This window comes from Psychroflexus sp. MES1-P1E, from assembly GCF_002836055.1.
Taxonomy (GTDB): domain Bacteria; phylum Bacteroidota; class Bacteroidia; order Flavobacteriales; family Flavobacteriaceae; genus Psychroflexus.
On sequence record NZ_PJBS01000350.1, the window covers coordinates 1 to 19,354 of the forward strand.

General features: G+C 35.4%; 18 protein-coding genes and 1 other RNA gene. 6 read left to right on the forward strand and 13 right to left on the reverse strand.

What is annotated here, in order from left to right; translation table 11 throughout:
* Nucleotides 1–340: 340 nt before the first annotated feature.
* The gene (gene fumC, locus CXF67_RS16945) at nucleotides 341–1,732 is read left to right on the forward strand and encodes a class II fumarate hydratase (protein ID WP_102089830.1); all 1,392 of its coding nucleotides are present in this window, start codon (nucleotides 341–343) and stop codon (nucleotides 1,730–1,732) included.
* A gap of 51 nt (nucleotides 1,733–1,783) precedes the next feature.
* On the opposite strand, the gene CXF67_RS16950 is transcribed toward fumC, so the two are convergent.
* The 3 genes from CXF67_RS16950 to prfB form a co-directional block, all read right to left on the reverse strand.
* A complete protein-coding gene (locus tag CXF67_RS16950; RefSeq protein WP_102089831.1) occupies nucleotides 1,784–2,764 on the reverse strand; it encodes a PCIF1 family methyltransferase in 981 nt (326 codons plus the stop codon).
* 62 nt (nucleotides 2,765–2,826) lie between these two features.
* Entirely contained in the window at nucleotides 2,827–3,168 is a 342-nt protein-coding gene (gene arsC, locus CXF67_RS16955; protein ID WP_102089832.1) for an arsenate reductase (glutaredoxin), read from the reverse strand.
* A protein-coding gene (prfB, locus tag CXF67_RS16960) for a peptide chain release factor 2 (RefSeq protein WP_145990498.1) occupies nucleotides 3,165–4,272 on the reverse strand; the annotation gives its coding sequence in 2 pieces (ribosomal slippage) (nucleotides 3,165–4,208 and nucleotides 4,210–4,272; 1,107 coding nt in all). Before prfB ends, arsC begins: the two co-directional genes overlap by 4 nt.
* Before the next feature lie 81 nt (nucleotides 4,273–4,353).
* Here prfB and CXF67_RS16965 point away from each other — a divergent pair.
* The gene (locus CXF67_RS16965; protein WP_102089834.1) at nucleotides 4,354–5,373 is read left to right on the forward strand and encodes a threonine aldolase family protein; all 1,020 of its coding nucleotides are present in this window, start codon (nucleotides 4,354–4,356) and stop codon (nucleotides 5,371–5,373) included.
* A 109-nt stretch (nucleotides 5,374–5,482) separates the two neighbouring features.
* On the opposite strand, the gene fsa is transcribed toward CXF67_RS16965, so the two are convergent.
* From fsa to ffs, 3 genes are all read right to left on the reverse strand, one after another.
* Entirely contained in the window at nucleotides 5,483–6,136 is a 654-nt protein-coding gene (gene fsa, locus CXF67_RS16970; RefSeq protein WP_102089835.1) for a fructose-6-phosphate aldolase, read from the reverse strand.
* Nucleotides 6,137–6,159: 23 nt separating this feature from the next.
* On the reverse strand, nucleotides 6,160–6,963 hold the full coding sequence (locus tag CXF67_RS16975) for an SDR family oxidoreductase (protein WP_102089836.1): 804 nt from the start codon (nucleotides 6,961–6,963) through the stop codon (nucleotides 6,160–6,162).
* Nucleotides 6,964–7,033: 70 nt separating this feature from the next.
* Nucleotides 7,034–7,131, reverse strand: an RNA gene (gene ffs, locus CXF67_RS16980) — signal recognition particle sRNA small type.
* An 87-nt stretch (nucleotides 7,132–7,218) separates the two neighbouring features.
* Here ffs and CXF67_RS16985 point away from each other — a divergent pair.
* Both CXF67_RS16985 and CXF67_RS16990 read left to right on the forward strand, forming a co-directional pair.
* Complete coding sequence (locus CXF67_RS16985) at nucleotides 7,219–8,265, forward strand: glutaminyl-peptide cyclotransferase (RefSeq protein ID WP_180958005.1); 1,047 nt, start codon at nucleotides 7,219–7,221, stop codon at nucleotides 8,263–8,265.
* Nucleotides 8,266–8,303: 38 nt separating this feature from the next.
* Nucleotides 8,304–9,854: a hypothetical protein gene (locus tag CXF67_RS16990; RefSeq protein WP_102089838.1), complete on the forward strand. Its 1,551-nt coding sequence runs from the start codon at nucleotides 8,304–8,306 to the stop codon at nucleotides 9,852–9,854.
* A 58-nt stretch (nucleotides 9,855–9,912) separates the two neighbouring features.
* On the opposite strand, the gene glyA is transcribed toward CXF67_RS16990, so the two are convergent.
* Complete coding sequence (gene glyA, locus CXF67_RS16995) at nucleotides 9,913–11,196, reverse strand: serine hydroxymethyltransferase (protein ID WP_102089839.1); 1,284 nt, start codon at nucleotides 11,194–11,196, stop codon at nucleotides 9,913–9,915.
* 116 nt (nucleotides 11,197–11,312) lie between these two features.
* Here glyA and fahA point away from each other — a divergent pair, with 116 nt between their 5' ends.
* Complete coding sequence (fahA, locus tag CXF67_RS17000) at nucleotides 11,313–12,593, forward strand: fumarylacetoacetase (protein WP_102089840.1); 1,281 nt, start codon at nucleotides 11,313–11,315, stop codon at nucleotides 12,591–12,593.
* Between the two features lie 2 nt (nucleotides 12,594–12,595).
* Here fahA and CXF67_RS17005 read toward each other — a convergent pair whose 3' ends face one another.
* Both CXF67_RS17005 and CXF67_RS17010 read right to left on the reverse strand, forming a co-directional pair.
* The gene (locus CXF67_RS17005; RefSeq protein WP_102089841.1) at nucleotides 12,596–13,012 is read right to left on the reverse strand and encodes a thiol-disulfide oxidoreductase DCC family protein; all 417 of its coding nucleotides are present in this window, start codon (nucleotides 13,010–13,012) and stop codon (nucleotides 12,596–12,598) included.
* Entirely contained in the window at nucleotides 13,009–15,183 is a 2,175-nt protein-coding gene (locus CXF67_RS17010; protein WP_102089842.1) for an endonuclease MutS2, read from the reverse strand. The genes CXF67_RS17005 and CXF67_RS17010 overlap by 4 nt, the downstream gene beginning before the upstream one ends.
* Nucleotides 15,184–15,227: 44 nt before the next feature.
* On the opposite strand from CXF67_RS17010, the gene CXF67_RS17015 reads away from it, so the two are divergent.
* Nucleotides 15,228–15,893 (forward strand): uracil-DNA glycosylase, encoded by a 666-nt coding sequence (locus CXF67_RS17015; protein ID WP_102089843.1) that lies wholly within the window; start codon nucleotides 15,228–15,230, stop codon nucleotides 15,891–15,893.
* Between the two features lie 270 nt (nucleotides 15,894–16,163).
* Here the strand turns inward: CXF67_RS17015 and CXF67_RS17025 are convergent, their stop codons facing one another.
* From CXF67_RS17025 to CXF67_RS17040, 4 genes are all read right to left on the reverse strand, one after another.
* Entirely contained in the window at nucleotides 16,164–17,009 is an 846-nt protein-coding gene (locus CXF67_RS17025; protein WP_102089909.1) for a substrate-binding domain-containing protein, read from the reverse strand.
* Nucleotides 17,010–17,013: 4 nt separating this feature from the next.
* Nucleotides 17,014–17,886: a nucleoside phosphorylase gene (locus tag CXF67_RS17030; RefSeq protein ID WP_102089845.1), complete on the reverse strand. Its 873-nt coding sequence runs from the start codon at nucleotides 17,884–17,886 to the stop codon at nucleotides 17,014–17,016.
* Between the two features lie 170 nt (nucleotides 17,887–18,056).
* The gene (locus tag CXF67_RS17035) at nucleotides 18,057–18,392 is read right to left on the reverse strand and encodes a translation initiation factor (protein WP_015023132.1); all 336 of its coding nucleotides are present in this window, start codon (nucleotides 18,390–18,392) and stop codon (nucleotides 18,057–18,059) included.
* 3 nt (nucleotides 18,393–18,395) lie between these two features.
* Nucleotides 18,396–19,346 (reverse strand): isopenicillin N synthase family dioxygenase, encoded by a 951-nt coding sequence (locus CXF67_RS17040; RefSeq protein ID WP_102089910.1) that lies wholly within the window; start codon nucleotides 19,344–19,346, stop codon nucleotides 18,396–18,398.
* Between the last annotated feature and the right edge of the window lie 8 nt (nucleotides 19,347–19,354).

Consider the following 19,354-nt stretch of genomic DNA (forward strand, 5'->3'; position numbering starts at 1 on the left):
TTATTTTTTACAAATATAAATAAACTTAAAATTACAAACCTATAAAAGATAAAAATAATTGCGTGGAAATAAAAAGTTACACCAAATTGAATTTATAGTGTTGTATAAATAAATTGAGTTATACTACGACGTAGTTCCGCACAGATTTTTAGATTGATTGAAATAAAAAATAATTAGCATAGCCTTAGTTACGGTCATTATTTTTGATAAAAGTAAGTGAAAAAAGCTTGTGCCGAATTCGTATCGGTAAAATGATTTAGTAGGATATGATAGGTTAAATTTGGTATTAAACCTATCTAAGGCTATAATTTCTTAAATTTGAAAAATTAAAATCAATACCATGTCATATAGAATTGAGAAAGATACCATAGGAGAGGTAAAAGTTCCTGCAGACAAATTATGGGCTGCACAAACAGAGCGTTCTAGGAATAATTTTAAGATAGGTCCACCTGCCTCTATGCCCCTTGAAATTATCTACGGCTTTGCTTATTTGAAAAAAGCAGCTGCATATACCAATGCAGAACTCGGAGTTCTTGAAGTAGAAAAGCGAGATTGGATTGCTAAAGTTTGCGACGAAATTTTAGAGGGTCAACACGACGATCAGTTTCCCTTGGTAATATGGCAAACTGGGTCTGGTACCCAAAGTAATATGAATGTTAATGAAGTGATTTCCAACAGGATTCATCAACTACAAGGTCATGAACTAGGCAAAGGTAATAAATTTGTATCCCCAAACGATGACGTTAATAAATCTCAATCGTCTAACGATACCTTCCCCACAGGAATGCATATTGCCGCCTACAAAAAAATTGTAGAAGTCACGATTCCTGGTATTGAACAATTGAGAGACCAGCTTCAGAAAAAGGCAGAGACTTTTAAAGGCATTGTGAAAATTGGAAGAACTCACTTTATGGATGCTACTCCCTTAACCTTAGGACAAGAATTTAGTGGCTATGTCTCCCAATTAAACCACGGTCTAAAGGCTTTAGAAAATACACTACCTCACCTACAGGAATTAGCTTTAGGAGGAACTGCAGTAGGAACTGGGCTTAATACACCAAAAGGCTATGCAGAGAAAGTAGCCCATTACATTGCAGAATTTACGAAGCTTCCTTTCGTTACTGCAGAAAATAAATTTGAAGCCCTAGCGGCTCATGATGCTTTAGTAGAAACTCATGGAGCTCTAAAACAATTAGCAGTTTCTTTAAATAAAATAGGTAATGATATAAGAATGTTGTCTTCTGGACCTAGAAGTGGAATAGGAGAGATTACAATTCCTGCCAATGAGCCAGGCTCATCAATTATGCCTGGTAAAGTAAACCCGACTCAGTGTGAAGCGCTCACCATGGTTTGTGCTCAAGTTATGGGAAATGATGTGGCTATTGGAGTAGGAGGAATGCAAGGTCAGTTTGAGCTTAACGTCTTTAAGCCAGTAATGGCATCCAATCTATTACAGTCTGCCCAATTAATTGGTGATGCGTGTGTATCTTTTGAAGAAAATTGCGCCGCTGGAATTGAGCCTAATCAAGACCGCATCAATGAATTATTGAGAAATTCTTTGATGTTGGTGACAGCATTAAATCCAAAGATTGGCTATTATAAAGCTGCAGAAATAGCCAATACAGCTCACAAAAATGGAACTACTTTAAAGGAAGAGGCCGTAAATCTAGGGTATACCACTGAAGAAGAATTCGATAAATGGGTAAGACCTGAAGAAATGACAAATTCTTAAATGAATTTAAAAACCCTACATAAAAGCTGCCTCCTAAAAAGGCAGCTTTTTTTATTTGGAATATCCCTCTAGGATTTCATCTGAAGAGAAGCCTTCAATATTTCCATACCTATGTATACAAACGTTGACTGGTAGTGGCTTTAAAATACCCTCTAAACCCTCATAATAGTGGAGATCTTTTTTAAGAGTAACGGTTTCATCGGGCTTGTTCGAAGGAGAATGGCTTTGTGGAATAATAAGTAAAAAACTCAGATCCGTATAGGTTTTTAACCAAGAGGCTAGAATAGAGTCTACCTTAGTCATAAGTTCTGAAGTAAAGGGCGGGTCTAAGCACCAGTGCCCAGGATTTTCAGGATGATTTAAATTGAAAAAGCTTCCCCCACTCCCAAAAATCCCATCGGTATCTTCAAAAAGACTATAAAATTGAGCTTTTGGCTTACCTAATAATCTAGCATTAAATGGGGAGGCAAAGCCTTCATTCTGGATGCCCCACTTATAAAATAAGTCGTAAACTTTCTGAGGAGGTCCTATATGTCGCGTTTCAGCATAAATGGACCCATATCGCAATGCAGATCTTAAGATCGCTTTGGTAGCGGTAGCATCGTCAGTTTTAGAGTTTATAAAATGATAAGCTTTATCGATATACTGATTTCTTTTAAGTTCAAAATCATCTATATTTAAAGTGTCAGGAGAAGAACTTATTACAGAAGGTTTTTCGATGTCTTTAAAATGCTCATCGATTACTGTAGTGATGATATCTAAGCAAGAACTGCACTCAGAATCATCAAGTGAAATATCTGCATAGCCAAACCCTGAAGATATATAATGCTGATCAATTTTTTGAAAAAGCTCTACTCCATGGACTTGATGATCTCCCAAGGTGTTCATAACTGTATTTTCAAGACCTGCTTTAACATGTTGGAATTTAGCTTTTGAACCTAAAAAGTTAGCTATTTCTTTAAGTATAAGCTGAGATAGCTTCCAGTTTTGATATTCGTGTTGAACATTTTCTTGTGTGGTATAGTGATCCATGTATTTTAAATTTTAAAGATGGTAAATTACAAATATCCCATATACAGCTATTATTACAAATCCTAAAGAATACCTTTAATATCTTCTGGAGGTCTTCCTATGATTGCTTTCTCTCCGTTTATGACGATGGGTCGTTCTATAAGTTTGGGAAAGTCATGGAGAGCCTTAATAATTTCAGAATCGGAAAGATCCTTAGTCTTGAAGTTCTCTTTCCATATTTTTTCTTGTTTGCGAATCAAGTCTATGGGTTTAATGCCTAGTTTTTTAATGATAATTTTTAAGTCCTCTTGAGAAGGGCTATCATCTAAGTATTTTATGATTTTGAAATCCTGTCCAGAATCTTCCAAAATAGACAGGCCTTCTCTAGATTTTGTGCAACGTGGATTGTGGTATATATTTATCATAAACTATCAGTTTCTTTTTTCTGTCCACTACTCATTAAATAGGATTTTAAAAATGAATCGATATGGCCATTCATGATGTCATCAACATTACCACTCTCAAAACCAGTTCTAACATCTTTAACAAGCTTGTAGGGATGCATCACATAATTGCGAATTTGTGAGCCCCATTCTATACTTTTCTTTTCAGATTCTATTTCAGATCTGGCTGCTTGTTGTTTTTTAAGTTCAATTTCATACAGCTGAGATTTCAACATTTGCATCGCTTTTTGTCTATTCTCTAACTGTGATCTTGTTTCTGAATTATGTATGACTATACCGCTAGGATGGTGTGTTAATATAGCTTTGGTTTCCACCTTATTAACATTTTGCCCCCCAGCACCCCCAGATCTAGCAAACTCCCATTTAATCTCTGAGGGATTGATGTCAATTTCAATGGTGTCATCTACAAGTGGGTACACATATACCGACGCAAAAGAGGTATGGCGTTTCGCATTACTATCGAAAGGAGAAATTCTAACCAATCTATGGACTCCATTTTCCCCTTTTAACCAGCCAAAGGCATATTCTCCTTCAATTTCTAGAGTAACGGTTTTTATTCCTGCTACATCACCGCCTTGGTGGTTGAGTTCCCTTATTTTGAAGTTTCTGCGATCGCCCCACATGATATACATTCTCATGAGCATCTCTGCCCAGTCACAACTTTCTGTTCCACCAGCTCCAGCTGTGATCTGAAGGATTGCCGTTAAGGGGTCGCTTTCTTCAGAAAGCATATTTTTGAATTCTAACTCTTCAATTAACTCTAAAGCCTCGGCATATTTTTCTTTAATCTCGTCTTCAGAAACATCTCCTTCTTCAAAAAATTCAAATAAAACATTTAGGTCTTCTACCAGTTGTTTTGCAAAGTCGAAGCTTTTGACCCACTGCTTCTCATCATTGATGGCTTGCATTAGTTTTTGAGCTTCCTGAGGCTTGTCCCAAAAATTTGGAGCAAATGTCTTTTCTTCTTCGTTGGCAACTTTTATGCGTTTTGCATCTAAGTCAAAGATATTGGTTTAGAGAAATGATACGTTCATTCATAGTTTTTATTGAGTCAGAATTGATCATGATTAAAATTTTGTCAAATTTAAAAATTATCTGAAGCGCCGTCATCCTAATTATGTTTATTTTCGAATAAAAAGTATCAGCATGAAAATCGATTTAAGAAGCGATACCGTTACTAAACCTACCCCTGAAATGCTCGACTATATGATGAAGGCTGAGGTTGGAGACGATGTTTATAAAGAAGATCCTTCTGTAAATAAACTTGAATCTTACCTGGCAGATCTATTTGGGATGGATACAGCTTTGTATTTTCCAACAGGGTCCATGTCCAATCAGGCTGCTATCAAACTCCACACTCAACCTGGTGAGCAACTTATTTGTGATAAATGGGCTCATGTCTATAATTATGAAGGTGGAGGCGTTTCTTTCAATAGTGGAGTGTCCTGTAAACTCGTGGATGGAGATAAAGGTAAGATCACAGCTCAACTCGTAGAAGAAGCTATTAATCCACCAGATTTTTACCATAGCCCTTTAACCTCTTTGGTTTGTTTAGAAAACACAACTAACAAAGGTGGAGGTGCCTGCTATGATCTAGAGACTATTCGATCTATAAAAGCGGTGTGTGATAAAAATGGATTGGGTCTTCACTTGGATGGAGCCCGATTATATAATGCCATCGTCGCCAATAATCACGATCCTAAAGACTTTGGCCATTTGTTCGACAGCATCTCGTTATGTCTTTCCAAAGGTCTTGGAGCGCCCATGGGAACTGTATTGATGGGGAATTCCGACCTTATGAAAAAGGCCATACGCATTCGAAAAGTTTTGGGGGGCGGTATGAGGCAAGTAGGATACATGGCAGCAGCTGCTTATTATGCGTTACATCATCATATAGATAGATTGAGCGTAGATCATCAAAGAGCTAAAGACATTGAAAAAGCCTTGTCTGAACATTCGTTAATAAAAGCGGTAGATCATGTAGAAACCAATATTGTCATTTTTTATCTTCAGCCTCATTTGGATGAAATCCAATTTATGAGAGATCTAGAGGAAAAAGGGATACGAATAAGCAATATGGGAAATGGAAAAATGCGACTAGTTACTCATTTAGATTACACCGAAGATCAACATGGTTTTTTTCTTGAAACCATCAAGGCTTTATAAAACAAAAAAACGGTCTAAAACGCTAAAATTTTATCATTCTGAATTTATTTCAGAATCTTAATCAATAAAAGTGTTTTAGACAGTTTCTTAGACTATAATAAATACGGTACTAGTTGTTTTTATTGTAGTCTGCTAAGAATTTCTCTAGACCACTATCGGTTAATGGGTGTTTCAAAAGTCCTTCAATAGAAGATAATGGACCTGTCATGACATCTGCACCAATTTTTGCGCAATCTATAATGTGCATGGTATGTCTTATTGATGCAGCAAGGATTTGAGTTTCGAACATGTAGTTGTCATAAATCAAACGGATTTCTTCAATCAAATTCAATCCATCTGTAGATATATCATCCAAGCGACCAATAAAAGGAGAAACATAAGTAGCTCCAGCTTTTGCTGCTAGTAGAGCTTGGCCTACAGAAAAGACTAAGGTACAATTGGTACGTATCCCTTTTTCAGAAAAGTATTTAATGGCTTTTATGCCTTCTTTTATCATAGGAATCTTTACAACAATTTGGTTATGAAGCTTTGCTAGTGCCTCACCTTCTCTAACCATCCCTTCAAAGTCTGTAGAAATCACTTCCGCACTCACATCACCATCTACAATTTCACAGATTTTGATATAGTGATTTTTGATATTTTCTTCTCCGGTAATACCTTCTTTCGCCATAAGCGAAGGATTGGTAGTGACGCCATCAAGAATACCCAAGTCTTGAGCTTCTCTAATCTGGTCAATATTTGCTGTGTCAATAAAAAATTTCATAAAAATACATTTTAGCTACAAATTTACAGTTTATAGTGCTTAAGTAAGAGATTTTCAAAAACTTTATCAGGAAGAATATGTTTTAAAAACACTGAAATTTTCTGCGTAAAATCCCCGACTTTATAATGAATCTTTGGATTGGACTTTTGCATGATGTCATATATGCTTTTAGCTATAAGGTTTGGATCTTTGCCTTCATCCACATGTGCATCCATAAGTTTCAAGCTTCGTTCGTAAACCTCTTTATAAGGAGAATCCTCTTTAATCGGGGCGTGGTATCTGCTTGCAGCGATATTTGTAGCAAAATCTCCAGGGGCAACATTAGTCATTTTTATACCGAAAGCTTTTAATTCCATTCGATAGGCTTCAGTAGTTAATTCCAAAGCCCCCTTGGAAGCGGAATAGAATCCTCGAAAAGGCAAGCCCATATGTCCGGCAATTGAGGTGATATTGATTATGAATCCTGATTGTCTAGCCCTCATATGAGGTAAAACAGTATTGATGACTCTTATTGGTCCAAAATAATTGGTATTGAATATTTTTTTTTGCTCTTCTTCTGGAATTTCTTCTAAAGGACCTGAAATACCAACTCCGGCATTATTGATGAGAAAGTCTATTTTTTTTTCTTTTGAAATAATACGACCAATGGCAGTTTGAGTACTTTCCAGATCGGTAATATCAAGTTTAAGAAAGTGAATCCCGTTTAATTCTAACTGCTTTGGGTTTCTGCTGGTACCGTATACTTTGTAATTGAGTTTGGCTAAATATTCGCCTATAGATTTTCCAATACCTGATGAAGCTCCAGTGATCAATACTACGTTTTGCATTAAAATTTAATTTAGGCAAATATCTAACTTATAGTATTAAAAAAAAAATGAGGGATAGTTTTGGAAATAAAAAAGGCAAGCGACCTACATCACACCGCTCGACTATCTACCCTTGCTGCGTTCCCGCTCTGGGGGATTCGACAGGAGCTAGTTGTGTAGGACTTGCCAGCGGCAAATATACAATCTTATTTAATTGCAACAAGTCGTTTTCTCGTCAAATTTCCTATTTTTACTCCATAATTTAATTTAATTATGATGCGTATTTTTAATTCATTGGCAATCATATTTTTAGCCATAGTTTTTATGTCCTGCGATGAGGATTTGTCGAAAGACTTCAAAATTATTTTTCAAAGCAACTCCAAATCCTTCACTAATTCGGATCTGCTTAGCGGAAGTATAAAAGCTCTAAAAGATCATGAGGTAAGTTCAGTAGAGATTAAATTTCAAAATAAAATCATTTTAAATTCAACGGGTCTTGAAGCTTTTTCAGTGGATCTTTCAGAATTTAAACTCGGCAATCATGATTTAAAAGTTAATTTAAAAGTAAATGGGGAAAAGGTTGAGGTTTCAAAATCTATAAAACTTTTGAGCAGTATTCCACCTAAACTTTATACTTATGAAATCGTAAACATCTACCCTCACGATATCTCAGCATACACTCAGGGTTTAGAGTTTTATGGAGATACTTTATATGAAAGTACAGGACAACGTGGAGAATCTTCACTGAGAAAAGTGGATTATAAAACTGGTGAGGTTTTGAATAAAATGGAGTTAGACCAGTTTTACTTTGGCGAAGGTTTGACTATTTTAAACAATAAAATTTACCAACTTACTTGGCAATCTCAGGAAGGTCTCGTATACGACTTACAGACAATGGAGTTGCTTAATAAATTTGCCTATACAGATAGTAAAGAAGGTTGGGGGCTATGTAACAATGAGAAAAAACTATTTAAAAGTGATGGGACCGACAAAATTTGGACGTTAAACTCTGAAACTCTTGAAGAGGAAGGATATATTCAACCTACTACTAACAAAATGATTCTTAATCAGCTTAATGAATTGGAGTGGGTCGAAGGTAAAATCTATGCCAATACTTATCAGAAAGATGGTGTAGTGATTATAAATCCAGATCATGGTGGAGTAGAAGGTGTAATCGATTTTAGAGGACTTCGTGATAAAGTAAAACAGCATTCTAAGCTCGATGTTTTAAATGGTATTGCTTACCATAAGGCTTCCAAACGACTTTTCGTAACAGGGAAAAATTGGGATAAGCTTTTTGAGGTTAAAATTTTAGGAAAATAAAATATCACGCACAGCGTTATTCACCTTATATAGTTTTTATGAAACAAATTTGCTTTATTCTAGTAGCGCTTAGTCTACTATCTATGACTTCATGTCGAGATGATTTTGAAACAGAGCCCAGTTTTGGTAGCTTGGAATTTTCTAGAGATACTGTTTATCTAGACACTGTCTTCACCGATATAGGCTCTAGCACTTATAGTTTTAAAGTGTACAACAGGAGTAGCCAAGATATTAGTATTCCTAACGTTCAACTCAACCAAGGAGAAAGTTCAAACTTTAGACTTAATGTAGATGGTGTTGCAGGAAAGTCGATTTCAAATATCAATGTTTTGGCAAAAGATAGCATTTTTGTATTCGTTGAAGTAACAGCGGACATTCAGGATTTATCTCAAAATGAATTATCATTTTTATATTCAGATCAAATCAATTTCGACTCTGGTGTTAATTTACAGCAAGTCGAGCTTGTTACTCTTGTTCAAGATGCTATCTTTTTATTTCCTGAACGCTTTGAAGATGGATCTTCAGAAACCTTAACTTTGGGTATAGATGAAGAGGGAGAAGCTATTCAAATTGATGGATTTATTTTGGATGCTGAACATCTAACCTTTACCAATGAAAAACCATATGTTATCTATGGTTTCGCCGGAGTTCCTTCCGGAGAGACACTTACAATAGAAGCAGGTGCCAGAATCCACTTTCACGCTAACAGTGGAATTATTGCAGCAAATAATGCTTCTGTGAAGGCTATTGGAGGCTTGAGTTCTGATCCTGAATTACTAGAAAATGAAATTATTTTTGAAGGAGACCGCTTAGAACCAGAATATTCGAATATTCCTGGACAATGGGCCTCAATTTGGTTAACAGAAGGAAGTACAAACCACAAGTTCGAACATGTGACTATTAAAAATTCTACAGTTGGAATTTTAATGGATTCCAATGATGGCTTAGCACAACCTACACTCACCATTAAAAACACACAAATTTATAATTCTGCAAACGTCGGCTTGTTAGCTAGAACTGGATTTATAGATGCAGAAAATCTGGTGATCAACAATAGTGGTCAAGCGTCTTTAAACTTGTCTCTTGGGGGACGTTATAATTTTCGTCACAGTACGTTTGCTAATTATTGGCAAAATAGCTTTCGCCAGTTTCCTTCAGTATTGATAGAAAATAATCTTCAGTCAGGGGAAACTTTATTTATTTCAGATTTAATAGAAGCCAATTTTAGCAACTGCATTATTTATGGGAATGAATCTATTGAACTTCTATTTAATAGAGTAGAAGAGGCTGCGTTTAATTATAATTTTAAAAATTGCTTAGTTCGTTTTCGTGATTTTAATAACCAATTTTCTGAAGATGAATTATACGATTTTGATAATACTTCTCTATTTGAAAATATACTTTTGAATGAATCTCCACAATTTCTTGATGCTCAAAATAACCAGTTAATTATCGGAGAGGAATCTGCAGCCAATAATCTGGGAGGACAAAGTAGTGCCAACTTGGTTCCGTTTGATATTTTGGGCGTTGATAGAACTCAGAATCCTGATTTGGGTGCATATCAGAGTATTCTATTTGAAGAGCAATAAGTAAGAAGAGCCACGTTATTAACGTGGCTCTTCTTACTTAGGTTTTTTAATGTACTTGTTAGCTCTTTATTGCTTCAGCAAATAAAGGTCTTTGGCTCATCATAGTGTGAACTTGTTCCTTTATTGACTCTAAATGTGACGTATTCTCATGATTGACGATAACATCATCTATAAGATCTACAATTTTAGACATCTCATTTTCCATCACCCCTCTGGTGGTTATGGCAGGGGTACCAATTCTTATTCCTGAAGTAACAAATGGAGATTTATCGTCAAATGGTACCATGTTTTTGTTGACTGTTATACCAGCAGCGCCAAGAGCTTCTTCAGCTTGTTTGCCTGAAATATTTTTATTTCGGAGATCGATAAGCATCATGTGATTATCGGTTCCACCCGAGATGATTTTATAATCTTTATCCATAAATGCTTTTGCCATTGCCGAGGCATTTTTGATAACTTGTTTTTGGTAAGACACAAAATCTTCAGAAAGCGCTTCACCAAAAGCTATTGCTTTAGCAGCGATAATATGTATTAATGGACCACCTTGATTTCCAGGAAAGACTGAGCTATCTAGTAAACTAGACATTTTCTTTAAGTTTCCATTTTTAAATTTGAGACCAAATGGGTTTTCAAAATCTTTACCCATTAAAATAATACCACCTCTAGGACCCCGAATAGTTTTATGAGTAGTTGATGTGATAATATGACAATGTTGAAGCGGGCTTTGTAAAAGTCCAGCAGCTATCAAACCAGATGGATGAGCCATATCTGCTAACAAAATAGCATCAACCTCATCGGCTATTTCCCTAAATATTTTATAATCGATTTCTCTAGAATACGCAGATGCACCTGCTATAATCATTTTTGGTTTTTCTTTATGAGCCATTTCTCTTACCATCTCATAATCGATAAGGCCAGTTTCTCTATCTACACCGTAAAATACAGGGTTGTATAGCTTTCCAGAAAAGTTAACAGGAGAACCATGGGTAAGGTGACCACCATGAGAAAGATCGAAACCAAGAATAGTATCTCCTGGGTTTAAACAGATGGAAAAAACAGCAGTATTTGCCTGGGAACCTGAGTGTGGCTGAACATTAGCATACTCGGCACCAAATAACTTTTTTACACGCTCTCTTGCCAGATCTTCAACTTTATCTACGACTTCACATCCACCGTAATACCGTTTGCCTGGATAACCTTCAGCATATTTATTGGTGAGTACAGAACCAGCAGCATCCAATACATCTTGACTTGCAAAATTTTCACTTGCAATCAATTCTAAACCATTAGTTTGTCTGTTTTTTTCTTCAAGAATCAAGTCTGAAATCGCTTTGTCTTTCATTTTATATTTTAAAGTTAAATATGCTCCAAATTTAATTATTTGGAACGGTTAATTCGCATAAAATAATATATTTGAAGGAAGATTTAAGATTAATTTCAATATACTAAATTCATACTATGTCTCTAAAAGCTAATAATCCTTCTCGAAAAACTTGGTTGGATGTCCCCGATAATACAGATTTCCCTATTCAGAATATTCCTTTTGGTGTTTTTCTTACCCGAGATGATATTATTACCATAGGAACACGCATTGGTGATTTTGCTATAGATCTAGGTGCTTTGCATCAACTTGGTTATTTTAAAGATATCCCGTTGACGGATGATATTTTTTTGCAGGATACCTTAAATGATTTTATTGCAGATGGCAGAAAAACTTGGAGATCTGTCAGAAATCGGGTTGCAGAACTATTTGACGTTAATACTGATGAATTAAAGTCCAACGAAAAAGATAAAGAAACGGTCTTATTTACTTTAGATGAGATTGAAATGCAAATGCCTGTTCAGGTTGGAGATTATACAGATTTTTATTCCAGTAAGGAACATGCAACCAATGTAGGTAAGATGTTTAGAGATCCAGAAAATGCTTTACTGCCAAACTGGCTGCATGCGCCAATAGGTTATCACGGCAGGAGTTCGTCTATTGTACCAAGTGGAATACCTATTCACAGGCCACAGGGTCAAAAATTACCTAAAGGATCTGATGAGCCTATTTTTGGTCCCACTAGACAGTTAGACTTCGAATTAGAAATGGCATTCATTACGACCGATAGTAATCTTTTGGGAGAACCCATACCGGTAGAAGATGCTGAAAGCTATATTTTTGGTATGGTACTCTTCAATGACTGGAGTGCTAGAGATCTTCAAAAGTGGGAATATGTGCCACTTGGACCGTTTCTTGGCAAAAACTTTGGATGCTCCGTTTCACCATGGATTGTTACTTTAGATGCTTTAGAGCCTTTCAGAGTAGAGGGGCCTAAGCCTATCAAGAAACTATTACCATATTTACAAACTACCGATAAAAAAAGTTTTGACATCAATCTCTCGGTATCAATTAAGCCAGAAAACACTGATGAAATGGTTATCACAAAATCTAATTTCAAATATATGTATTGGAGTATGAGCCAGCAGCTGGCTCACCATACAGTTAATGGATGTCCAGTAAATAGTGGTGATATGATGGCGAGTGGAACTATTTCTGGATCCACACCAGATTCTTATGGCTCTATGCTAGAGTTATCTTGGGGAGGCTCTAAAACAGTTAAATTAAATGGTGGTGAAGAACGCCGATATATTGAAGATAACGATACAGTAACCCTACGTGGATATTGCCAGAATCACGAAGTTAGAATTGGTTTTGGTGAAGTCTCAACTAAGATTTTACCAGTTTTCAAATTATAGTTTTAAGTATCTAGAAACCTGGACTGTTCTTCTTTTGAAGGCATAGGACAGGTTTCTGTTTTTCCAAACCATTGGTACCGATTCTTAGCTATATAATCGTAAACCAAATCTCTAAAGCTTTTGGGAATAATTAAAAACAGGCTCAAGGCAGGATATAACCCATTTAGATCTTTACAAATTTCGAGGGCAGCCGTTGACTTGATATAATAAGCATGTCTTGGTTCTATTACTATTATAGAATCCACCTTAGAGGAATCGATACCTCTTTCTGATGTCATTTTTTTGCCGAGATCACTCTGAAGAGAGGCGAACCTATACAGGTCTTTTTTATCTCTTTCCATTATAAAGCGAACTGATGCGTTGCAGAAATTGCAAACACCATCAAAAAGCACAATTTTTTTATTTTCTGGTAAGGTCATTTTGCTCGTTTTACAAGTTCAAGTTGATCATCGGACACACTAGTTGTAAACATTCCATAATTGACAACTACTTTTCCTTTATCAAATTTATCAATAGTACCAACCGCACGTCCATTTTGTAACCTTACGGAATCCCCTTTTTTAAAGTTAGGTTTGGTAGGAGTTTTCGAAGCTTCTTCTTCCTCTTTAGTTTTTTCTTTTCTCTTCTTTTGCCTTATTTTTTCAACCTTTTCTTGGGCTTCTTCCTTGACCTTATGCTTTTTTTGTTTTTGGATTTTTTCGTCTTTCTGGGTCTGTTTGATTCTCTTGGAATTCTCCTTTTCTACAACTTTTAAAATATTGGAATAAAGCAGCTTCTTATCTTTATTATTGAAGTATTGTAGTCCAATTTTATCCATCTTCTCGCCAATACCAATCATACGTTGATTGCTATCGTAAAGCTCTTGGTAACTTTCTAACTTTAGTTGAATTTTAGAATTAGTTTCATCGAGTTTTTCCTGTTCTTTCTGAGTCTCGCTGGTTTTAGATTTTAATTCTGAATTTATTTTAGCCAGTTTGGAACGTTCCATTTGTAGCTTAGCGATACTTTTATCAAACCTGATTTTACCTCGCTCGACTTTCTTTTTAGCCCGATTGATTAAACTGAAGGGAATTCCATTTTTTTGGGCAACTTCGAAAGTGAAAGAACTTCCGGCTTCTCCTAGCTTAAGCTCAAATAAAGGCTCCATAGTATAACTGTCAAAAGCCATGTTAGCATTAACTATTTCAGGATTCTCATCGGCCATCATCTTAAGGTTGGCATAATGTGTTGTAATTATACCATAAGCTTTTTTCTCATGAAAGACTTCCAGAAAGGTCTCAGCTAGTGCACCGCCAAGCTCAGGATCGGATCCAGTACCAAATTCATCGATTAAAAATAAGGTCTTATCGTCACAGACTTTTAAAAAATTCCTCATGTTTTTCAACCTATAGCTGTAAGTACTTAAATGGTTTTCAATGCTTTGATTATCGCCAATATCTGTAAGAATTTTATCAAAAAAGCAAATCCTAGAGTATTCGTGAACCGGAATAAGCATACCAGATTGAAGCATAATTTGGACTAAGCCAATTGTTTTGAGTGTTATACTCTTCCCTCCTGCGTTGGGGCCAGAAATCACGATAATTTGTTGAGAATCGTTTAGGGTGATATCTTGTGCGTACGTTTTTTCCCCAGTTTTGTTATGATTGATCAATAATAAAGGATGATAAGCATCTTTTAAAAAGATTTCCTTATCTGTGGTTATTTTTGGCAGTAATCCTTCATACAACTCAGCATATTTTACTTTGGCGGAAACGAGGTCTATTTCACTTAGATAATTTTGGTACTGCTTCAGCAAGTCTATATAAGGTCTTAAAAAGTTTGTTAAGGCTTTTAAAATTTTATTGACTTCCTCTTTTTCTTCATATTCAGCTTCATCCAGTTCCCTTTCAGAATTTTGTGTTTCTTCAGGTTGGATGTAAACTATATTACCAGATTTTGAGCTCCCTAGCATAGCTCCTTTTACTTTGCGTTTGTGCGTCGCTGTTACTGCAAGTACACGCACGTTATCTACTATGCTTTCTTTTATATCATCCAGGTAACCATAGCTGATATATTTAGACAAGGCTTTAGAAAAACTTGAGTTTATTTTACCCTTTGCAATGTTTATCGTCTTTCTTATTCTAAAGAGTTCTGGAGTGGCATCATTTTTAATATCCCCAAATTTGTCAATGACACGTCTTATCTCATCTACAATATCAGTTGTATATTCTATAGGTTGAGTAGATCTGAAAAGATTAGGGTAAAGTTCTTTATACTTTTGAAAGTATTTTAAATGAATATTTGTGGTTTCAGACAAGTTTAAAATCTTTCTAAAGCCGCTGAGTTCCATCACCGACCCTTCAATATTTAAAAATTTTAAGGCTTCATCTACACTTTCAAAGCCGTGGTTGGGGATAGGTTTTTCCTGAAGTCCTGAAGATTTGTATTCCTCTGTTTGATTCAGGTGAAAATAAATGGATTTATAAGAGGTATAGGGTTTTAGATCGAGAGCTTTTTGCTGTCCTTTTTCTGTGATACAATAGGTGCTCAACTGTCCACAAATTGTTGGAAATTCTAAATCTATTAAGGATTTTTCGCTAATGTTTATCATACTAAAATTCTACATTTGTAGTCTTGCAAAAATACGCATAATATATGGAGGTAAAGATTGAAGCAAATTGGAAAAAAATCTTAAAAGATGAGTTTGATAAACATTATTTCAAGTCTCTTATAACTTTTATAAAGGCTGAATATAAAAACTATACCTGTTATCCTAAAGGGACAGACATTTTCAATGCCTTCGAGTTTTGCCCATTCGATAAAACAAAAGTGGTGATTTTGGGGCAGGATCCTTATCATGGTCCACAGCAGGCTCATGGGTTATCGTTTTCTGTCCCAAAAGGAATATCGACCCCTCCTTCCCTTATTAATATCTATAAGGAATTGAAGGAAGATCTTACTATACCAATTCCAGAGCACGGTAATTTAGAATCGTGGGCTAAGCAAGGAGTATTGTTACTCAATGCTACTTTAACCGTTAGAGCGCATGAAGCTGGGAGTCATCAAAATAAAGGCTGGGAGATTTTTACGGATGAAGTAATCAAGAAATTGTCTTCAGAAAAAGAGGGGATTGTTTTTCTACTCTGGGGTGGTTATGCAAAGAGGAAATCGAAACTTATCAATTCAGCAAAGCACCATATTCTAACTTCTGGTCACCCTTCACCTCTTAGCGCAAATAGAGGCTATTGGTTCGGGAATAAACATTTCAGTGAAACGAATAAGATTTTAGCTAGACAAAGTACTTCACTGGTTAAGTGGTAATATGTTATTTATCAGCGAGAACAGGATTTGAACTGGCTTTTTCTTCAGACCAAACTTTTGGGGTATTGATTTTTATTTTTTTCTTTAAAACTTTATTTTTCAAATTTTTAGAAACAAAATCAGGGCAATCGCAGCTAAATTTGAGCAATAAGAAATTTATTAATAATAGAGAGAGGAGGATAATCAAATAGATCATAAATGTTTTTTGGTATTAGGATAAAGTTTTAATTACTTAAATTAGATGCTAGATAATAGGATTGGTTGCGTGGATTAATAAATAATTTCAGAATAAGTTTTTCGTTTTGATATCAGCCCCAAATCAATTAATTTTTTTTGAGTGACTAAAACATCATCTTCAGAAATTTGTTGTTGGCTCCATTCCGTTATGGAAAGCCATTCTTCAACATCTTCAATTTTAAGTTGATAACGTTTTGAAACTAAGTCATCAATGTCTTTGATTGTTTTGAAAGTTTTGCTTTTCTGGTTAAGCGGTTCTAAAATATCAGGGATGACTTCAGAATTGTTCTTTATAAACTTTTCAGTGGTTACAATTACAAAACATGGCCAAGGTGACGGAACATCACCTATTCTTCTAAAGATTCCTTTATCTACTAAAGGTTTGGTCGTAAAGTGTTCCCACAAAAAATAATCTGATGTCCCTTCAGTGAGGGACTCTATAGCACCATTCAAATTTTTGATGATTTTAAAATCTAAATGTTCCAGATTCCAGTTATTATTATTGCTATTTACATAAGACATAAGATGCGATCCAGACCCGTAACGACTTATAGCAGCAGTCTTACCTCTTAAGTCTATCATATCATAATACTTGGAATTAGCATCAACATGCATACCCCACATAAGGGGGGTCTGTATATAACTTTGTAAAATCTTGAATGTGTTGCCTTCGCAGATTTCTTTAATAGAACCTTCCGTAAGCATAACGGCAATATCAACATCATTATTTTTAAGAGCTTCACTCATCTCTCCTGTTCCGCCATGAAAATCTGTCCAAGTGAGGTCTATATCATGAGATTCGAATTCTTTATTTTCGATGCATAAATGCCACGGTAGATTAAAATGTTCTGGGACACCACCCACTCTTATGTTTTTCATCATCTTATAACTTAGATAATTTGTCTAATGTGAAACGAATAAGAGAATCTACGGAAGCTTTTGGGTCTTTACTAAATTCGCCTGTTGCTCTATTGGCAATGATGGCGTTCATGGATAAAGCTTTATGGCCAAGTAATTTAGCTAAACCGTAAGTTGCACTAGTTTCCATCTCCAGATTAGTTATACTATGATTTTCATATCTAAAGGATACGAGTTGGTCTATAAAGTCTGGATCTTCTAGCTCAAGACGCAATGTTCTTCCTTGTGGTCCATAAAAGCCTAAATTAGTTCCAGTATATCCAGGGATAACCTTTGACTCTTTAAGAAAATGATCGATAAGAGTCTGATCTGCGTCAACGATATATGATAAAGGTTTTTTTGGTGAAACCTTAAGATGATCACATAAAGCTTTAGTAGCTTCATCATTAGTCACCTTATTTTTATAATAATGCAATAAGCCATCAAATCCAACACCAGCTTCACTCACCACAAATTTATCTAAGTCTACAAAAGGTTGAATACCTCCAGAAGTTCCTATCCTTATAATAGTTAGCTCCTGATGGTTCTTTTTTATCTCTCTAGTTTTTAAATCGATATTAACTAAGGCATCAAGTTCATTAAGAACAATATCTATATTATCAATACCAATTCCTGTAGAGATTACAGTGATTTTTTTGCCTTTATAAAATCCAGTTTGAGTTTTGAATTCTCTCTTCTGAGTCTCAAAAATAACCTCATCAAAATAGGAGGTTACTTTTGCAACGCGTTCTTGATCTCCTACGGTAATAATGGTATGTGCAATATCCTCTGGTTTTAAATTGAGGTGATAGATGCTGCCGTCTGGATTTAAGATTAATTCTGATGATGCTATAGGCATATTACTTGTTTTGACTGATTGGTATGAACTACCAATCCAAATGTTTTATTTAAAATATTGAAGTTATCTATGGAAATAATAAATTCTTAATGTCGATAATAGACTTGTTATTCTGTAGTCAATCCACTTAATAAGATTTTAATTTAAACCATAAAACTCTAAGGTTTAGACTAGCCTCCAACGCGCTTAACATTGAAACCGATATCTTTTAGGATTTTCATGATTTGATCTCGGTAATCTCCCTGAATGATGATGATCTCCTCTTTATGGCTTCCTCCAACACCAATCTCTTTCTTTAGGACTTTGGTGAGGTTTTGAAAATCTTTCTTTGCTCCGGAATAGCCTTTTATCAACGTATTTGCTTTTCCTTTTCTTTTAGAATATTCACAAATAAGAGGATCGTCTTGCATCCAAATGTTCAACTCTTCACTTTTGGATACAGGCTGGCTGTTCTCCTGAGGTTCGTGATCTGGAAATAAATCCTTTAATTGATCTTTAAGATCCATAATTTATTTTTTAATAAGGCCAATTTCTATTAAACGTTGTGTTAGAAAATCGCCCGATGTAATATCTTCATACTGTTTTGGGTTGTCTTCAGAAATACATTCTTCTAAACAGTCTAGAGGCATTTCACTTCTAGGATGTAAGAAAAATGGAATTGAATATCTTGGTTTATCCCACTCTTCTTTAGGAGGATTAGTCACTCTATGGATTGTAGATTTTAGTTTATTATTGGTGTGTCTTTCCAGCATATCTCCTACGTTGATGACCAACTCATCTTGTTTAGGAATCGCATCAATCCATTCTCCATCTTTTCTTTTTACTTGCAAGCCACCAGCAGAAGCACCCATGAGCAAAGTAATGAGATTTATATCTCCATGAGCACCTGCTCTTACTGCCCCTTTGGGTTCTGTTTTAATAGGTGGATAGTGAATAGGACGAAGTATGGAGTTCCCGTTGCTTGCCCAGTGATCAAAATAAAACTCATCTAACCCAACGTATAAGGCTAAAGCTCTTAGAACATAAATTCCAGTCTTTTCCAACATTTTATAAGCCTGCATACCTACCTCATTAAACTGAGGCAATTCATCAATATGTATATTTTCTGGATATTCTTCAGTTAGATTTGCATCTTGAGCTGGTTCTTGCCCGAAGTGCCAAAACTCTTTAAGATCCCCTTCTTTTTTTCCTTTTGCATGTTCTTTCCCGAAGGAAACATAACCGCGTTGTCCTCCCAAATCTTCACGCTCATACTTTTTCTTAGTCTCTTCAGAAAGTTTGAAAAAGGCTTTCACTTGAGAGTAAAGTTCTTCTGCCAATTTTTCATCTAAAAAATGATGATTTAAAGCCACAAAACCTATTTCTTCGTAAGCTGAACCAATTTCATTGACGAATTTTTGTTTTCTTTTTGGGTCATCAGATAAAAAATCTGATAGATTTACACTCGGTATATTGGTCATAGACATAT

Coding starts and splice junctions, on each gene's coding strand:
- fumC (WP_102089830.1), top strand. CDS start 341: ATGTCATATAGAATTGAGAAAGATACCATAGGAGAGGTAAAAGTTCCT.
- CXF67_RS16950 (WP_102089831.1), bottom strand. CDS start 2,764: ATGGATCACTATACCACACAAGAAAATGTTCAACACGAATATCAAAAC.
- arsC (WP_102089832.1), bottom strand. CDS start 3,168: ATGATAAATATATACCACAATCCACGTTGCACAAAATCTAGAGAAGGC.
- CXF67_RS16965 (WP_102089834.1), top strand. CDS start 4,354: ATGAAAATCGATTTAAGAAGCGATACCGTTACTAAACCTACCCCTGAA.
- fsa (WP_102089835.1), bottom strand. CDS start 6,136: ATGAAATTTTTTATTGACACAGCAAATATTGACCAGATTAGAGAAGCT.
- CXF67_RS16975 (WP_102089836.1), bottom strand. CDS start 6,963: ATGCAAAACGTAGTATTGATCACTGGAGCTTCATCAGGTATTGGAAAA.
- CXF67_RS16985 (WP_180958005.1), top strand. CDS start 7,219: ATGCGTATTTTTAATTCATTGGCAATCATATTTTTAGCCATAGTTTTT.
- CXF67_RS16990 (WP_102089838.1), top strand. CDS start 8,304: ATGAAACAAATTTGCTTTATTCTAGTAGCGCTTAGTCTACTATCTATG.
- glyA (WP_102089839.1), bottom strand. CDS start 11,196: ATGAAAGACAAAGCGATTTCAGACTTGATTCTTGAAGAAAAAAACAGA.
- fahA (WP_102089840.1), top strand. CDS start 11,313: ATGTCTCTAAAAGCTAATAATCCTTCTCGAAAAACTTGGTTGGATGTC.
- CXF67_RS17005 (WP_102089841.1), bottom strand. CDS start 13,012: ATGACCTTACCAGAAAATAAAAAAATTGTGCTTTTTGATGGTGTTTGC.
- CXF67_RS17010 (WP_102089842.1), bottom strand. CDS start 15,183: ATGATAAACATTAGCGAAAAATCCTTAATAGATTTAGAATTTCCAACA.
- CXF67_RS17015 (WP_102089843.1), top strand. CDS start 15,228: ATGGAGGTAAAGATTGAAGCAAATTGGAAAAAAATCTTAAAAGATGAG.
- CXF67_RS17025 (WP_102089909.1), bottom strand. CDS start 17,009: ATGAAAAACATAAGAGTGGGTGGTGTCCCAGAACATTTTAATCTACCG.
- CXF67_RS17030 (WP_102089845.1), bottom strand. CDS start 17,886: ATGCCTATAGCATCATCAGAATTAATCTTAAATCCAGACGGCAGCATC.
- CXF67_RS17035 (WP_015023132.1), bottom strand. CDS start 18,392: ATGGATCTTAAAGATCAATTAAAGGATTTATTTCCAGATCACGAACCT.
- CXF67_RS17040 (WP_102089910.1), bottom strand. CDS start 19,346: ATGACCAATATACCGAGTGTAAATCTATCAGATTTTTTATCTGATGAC.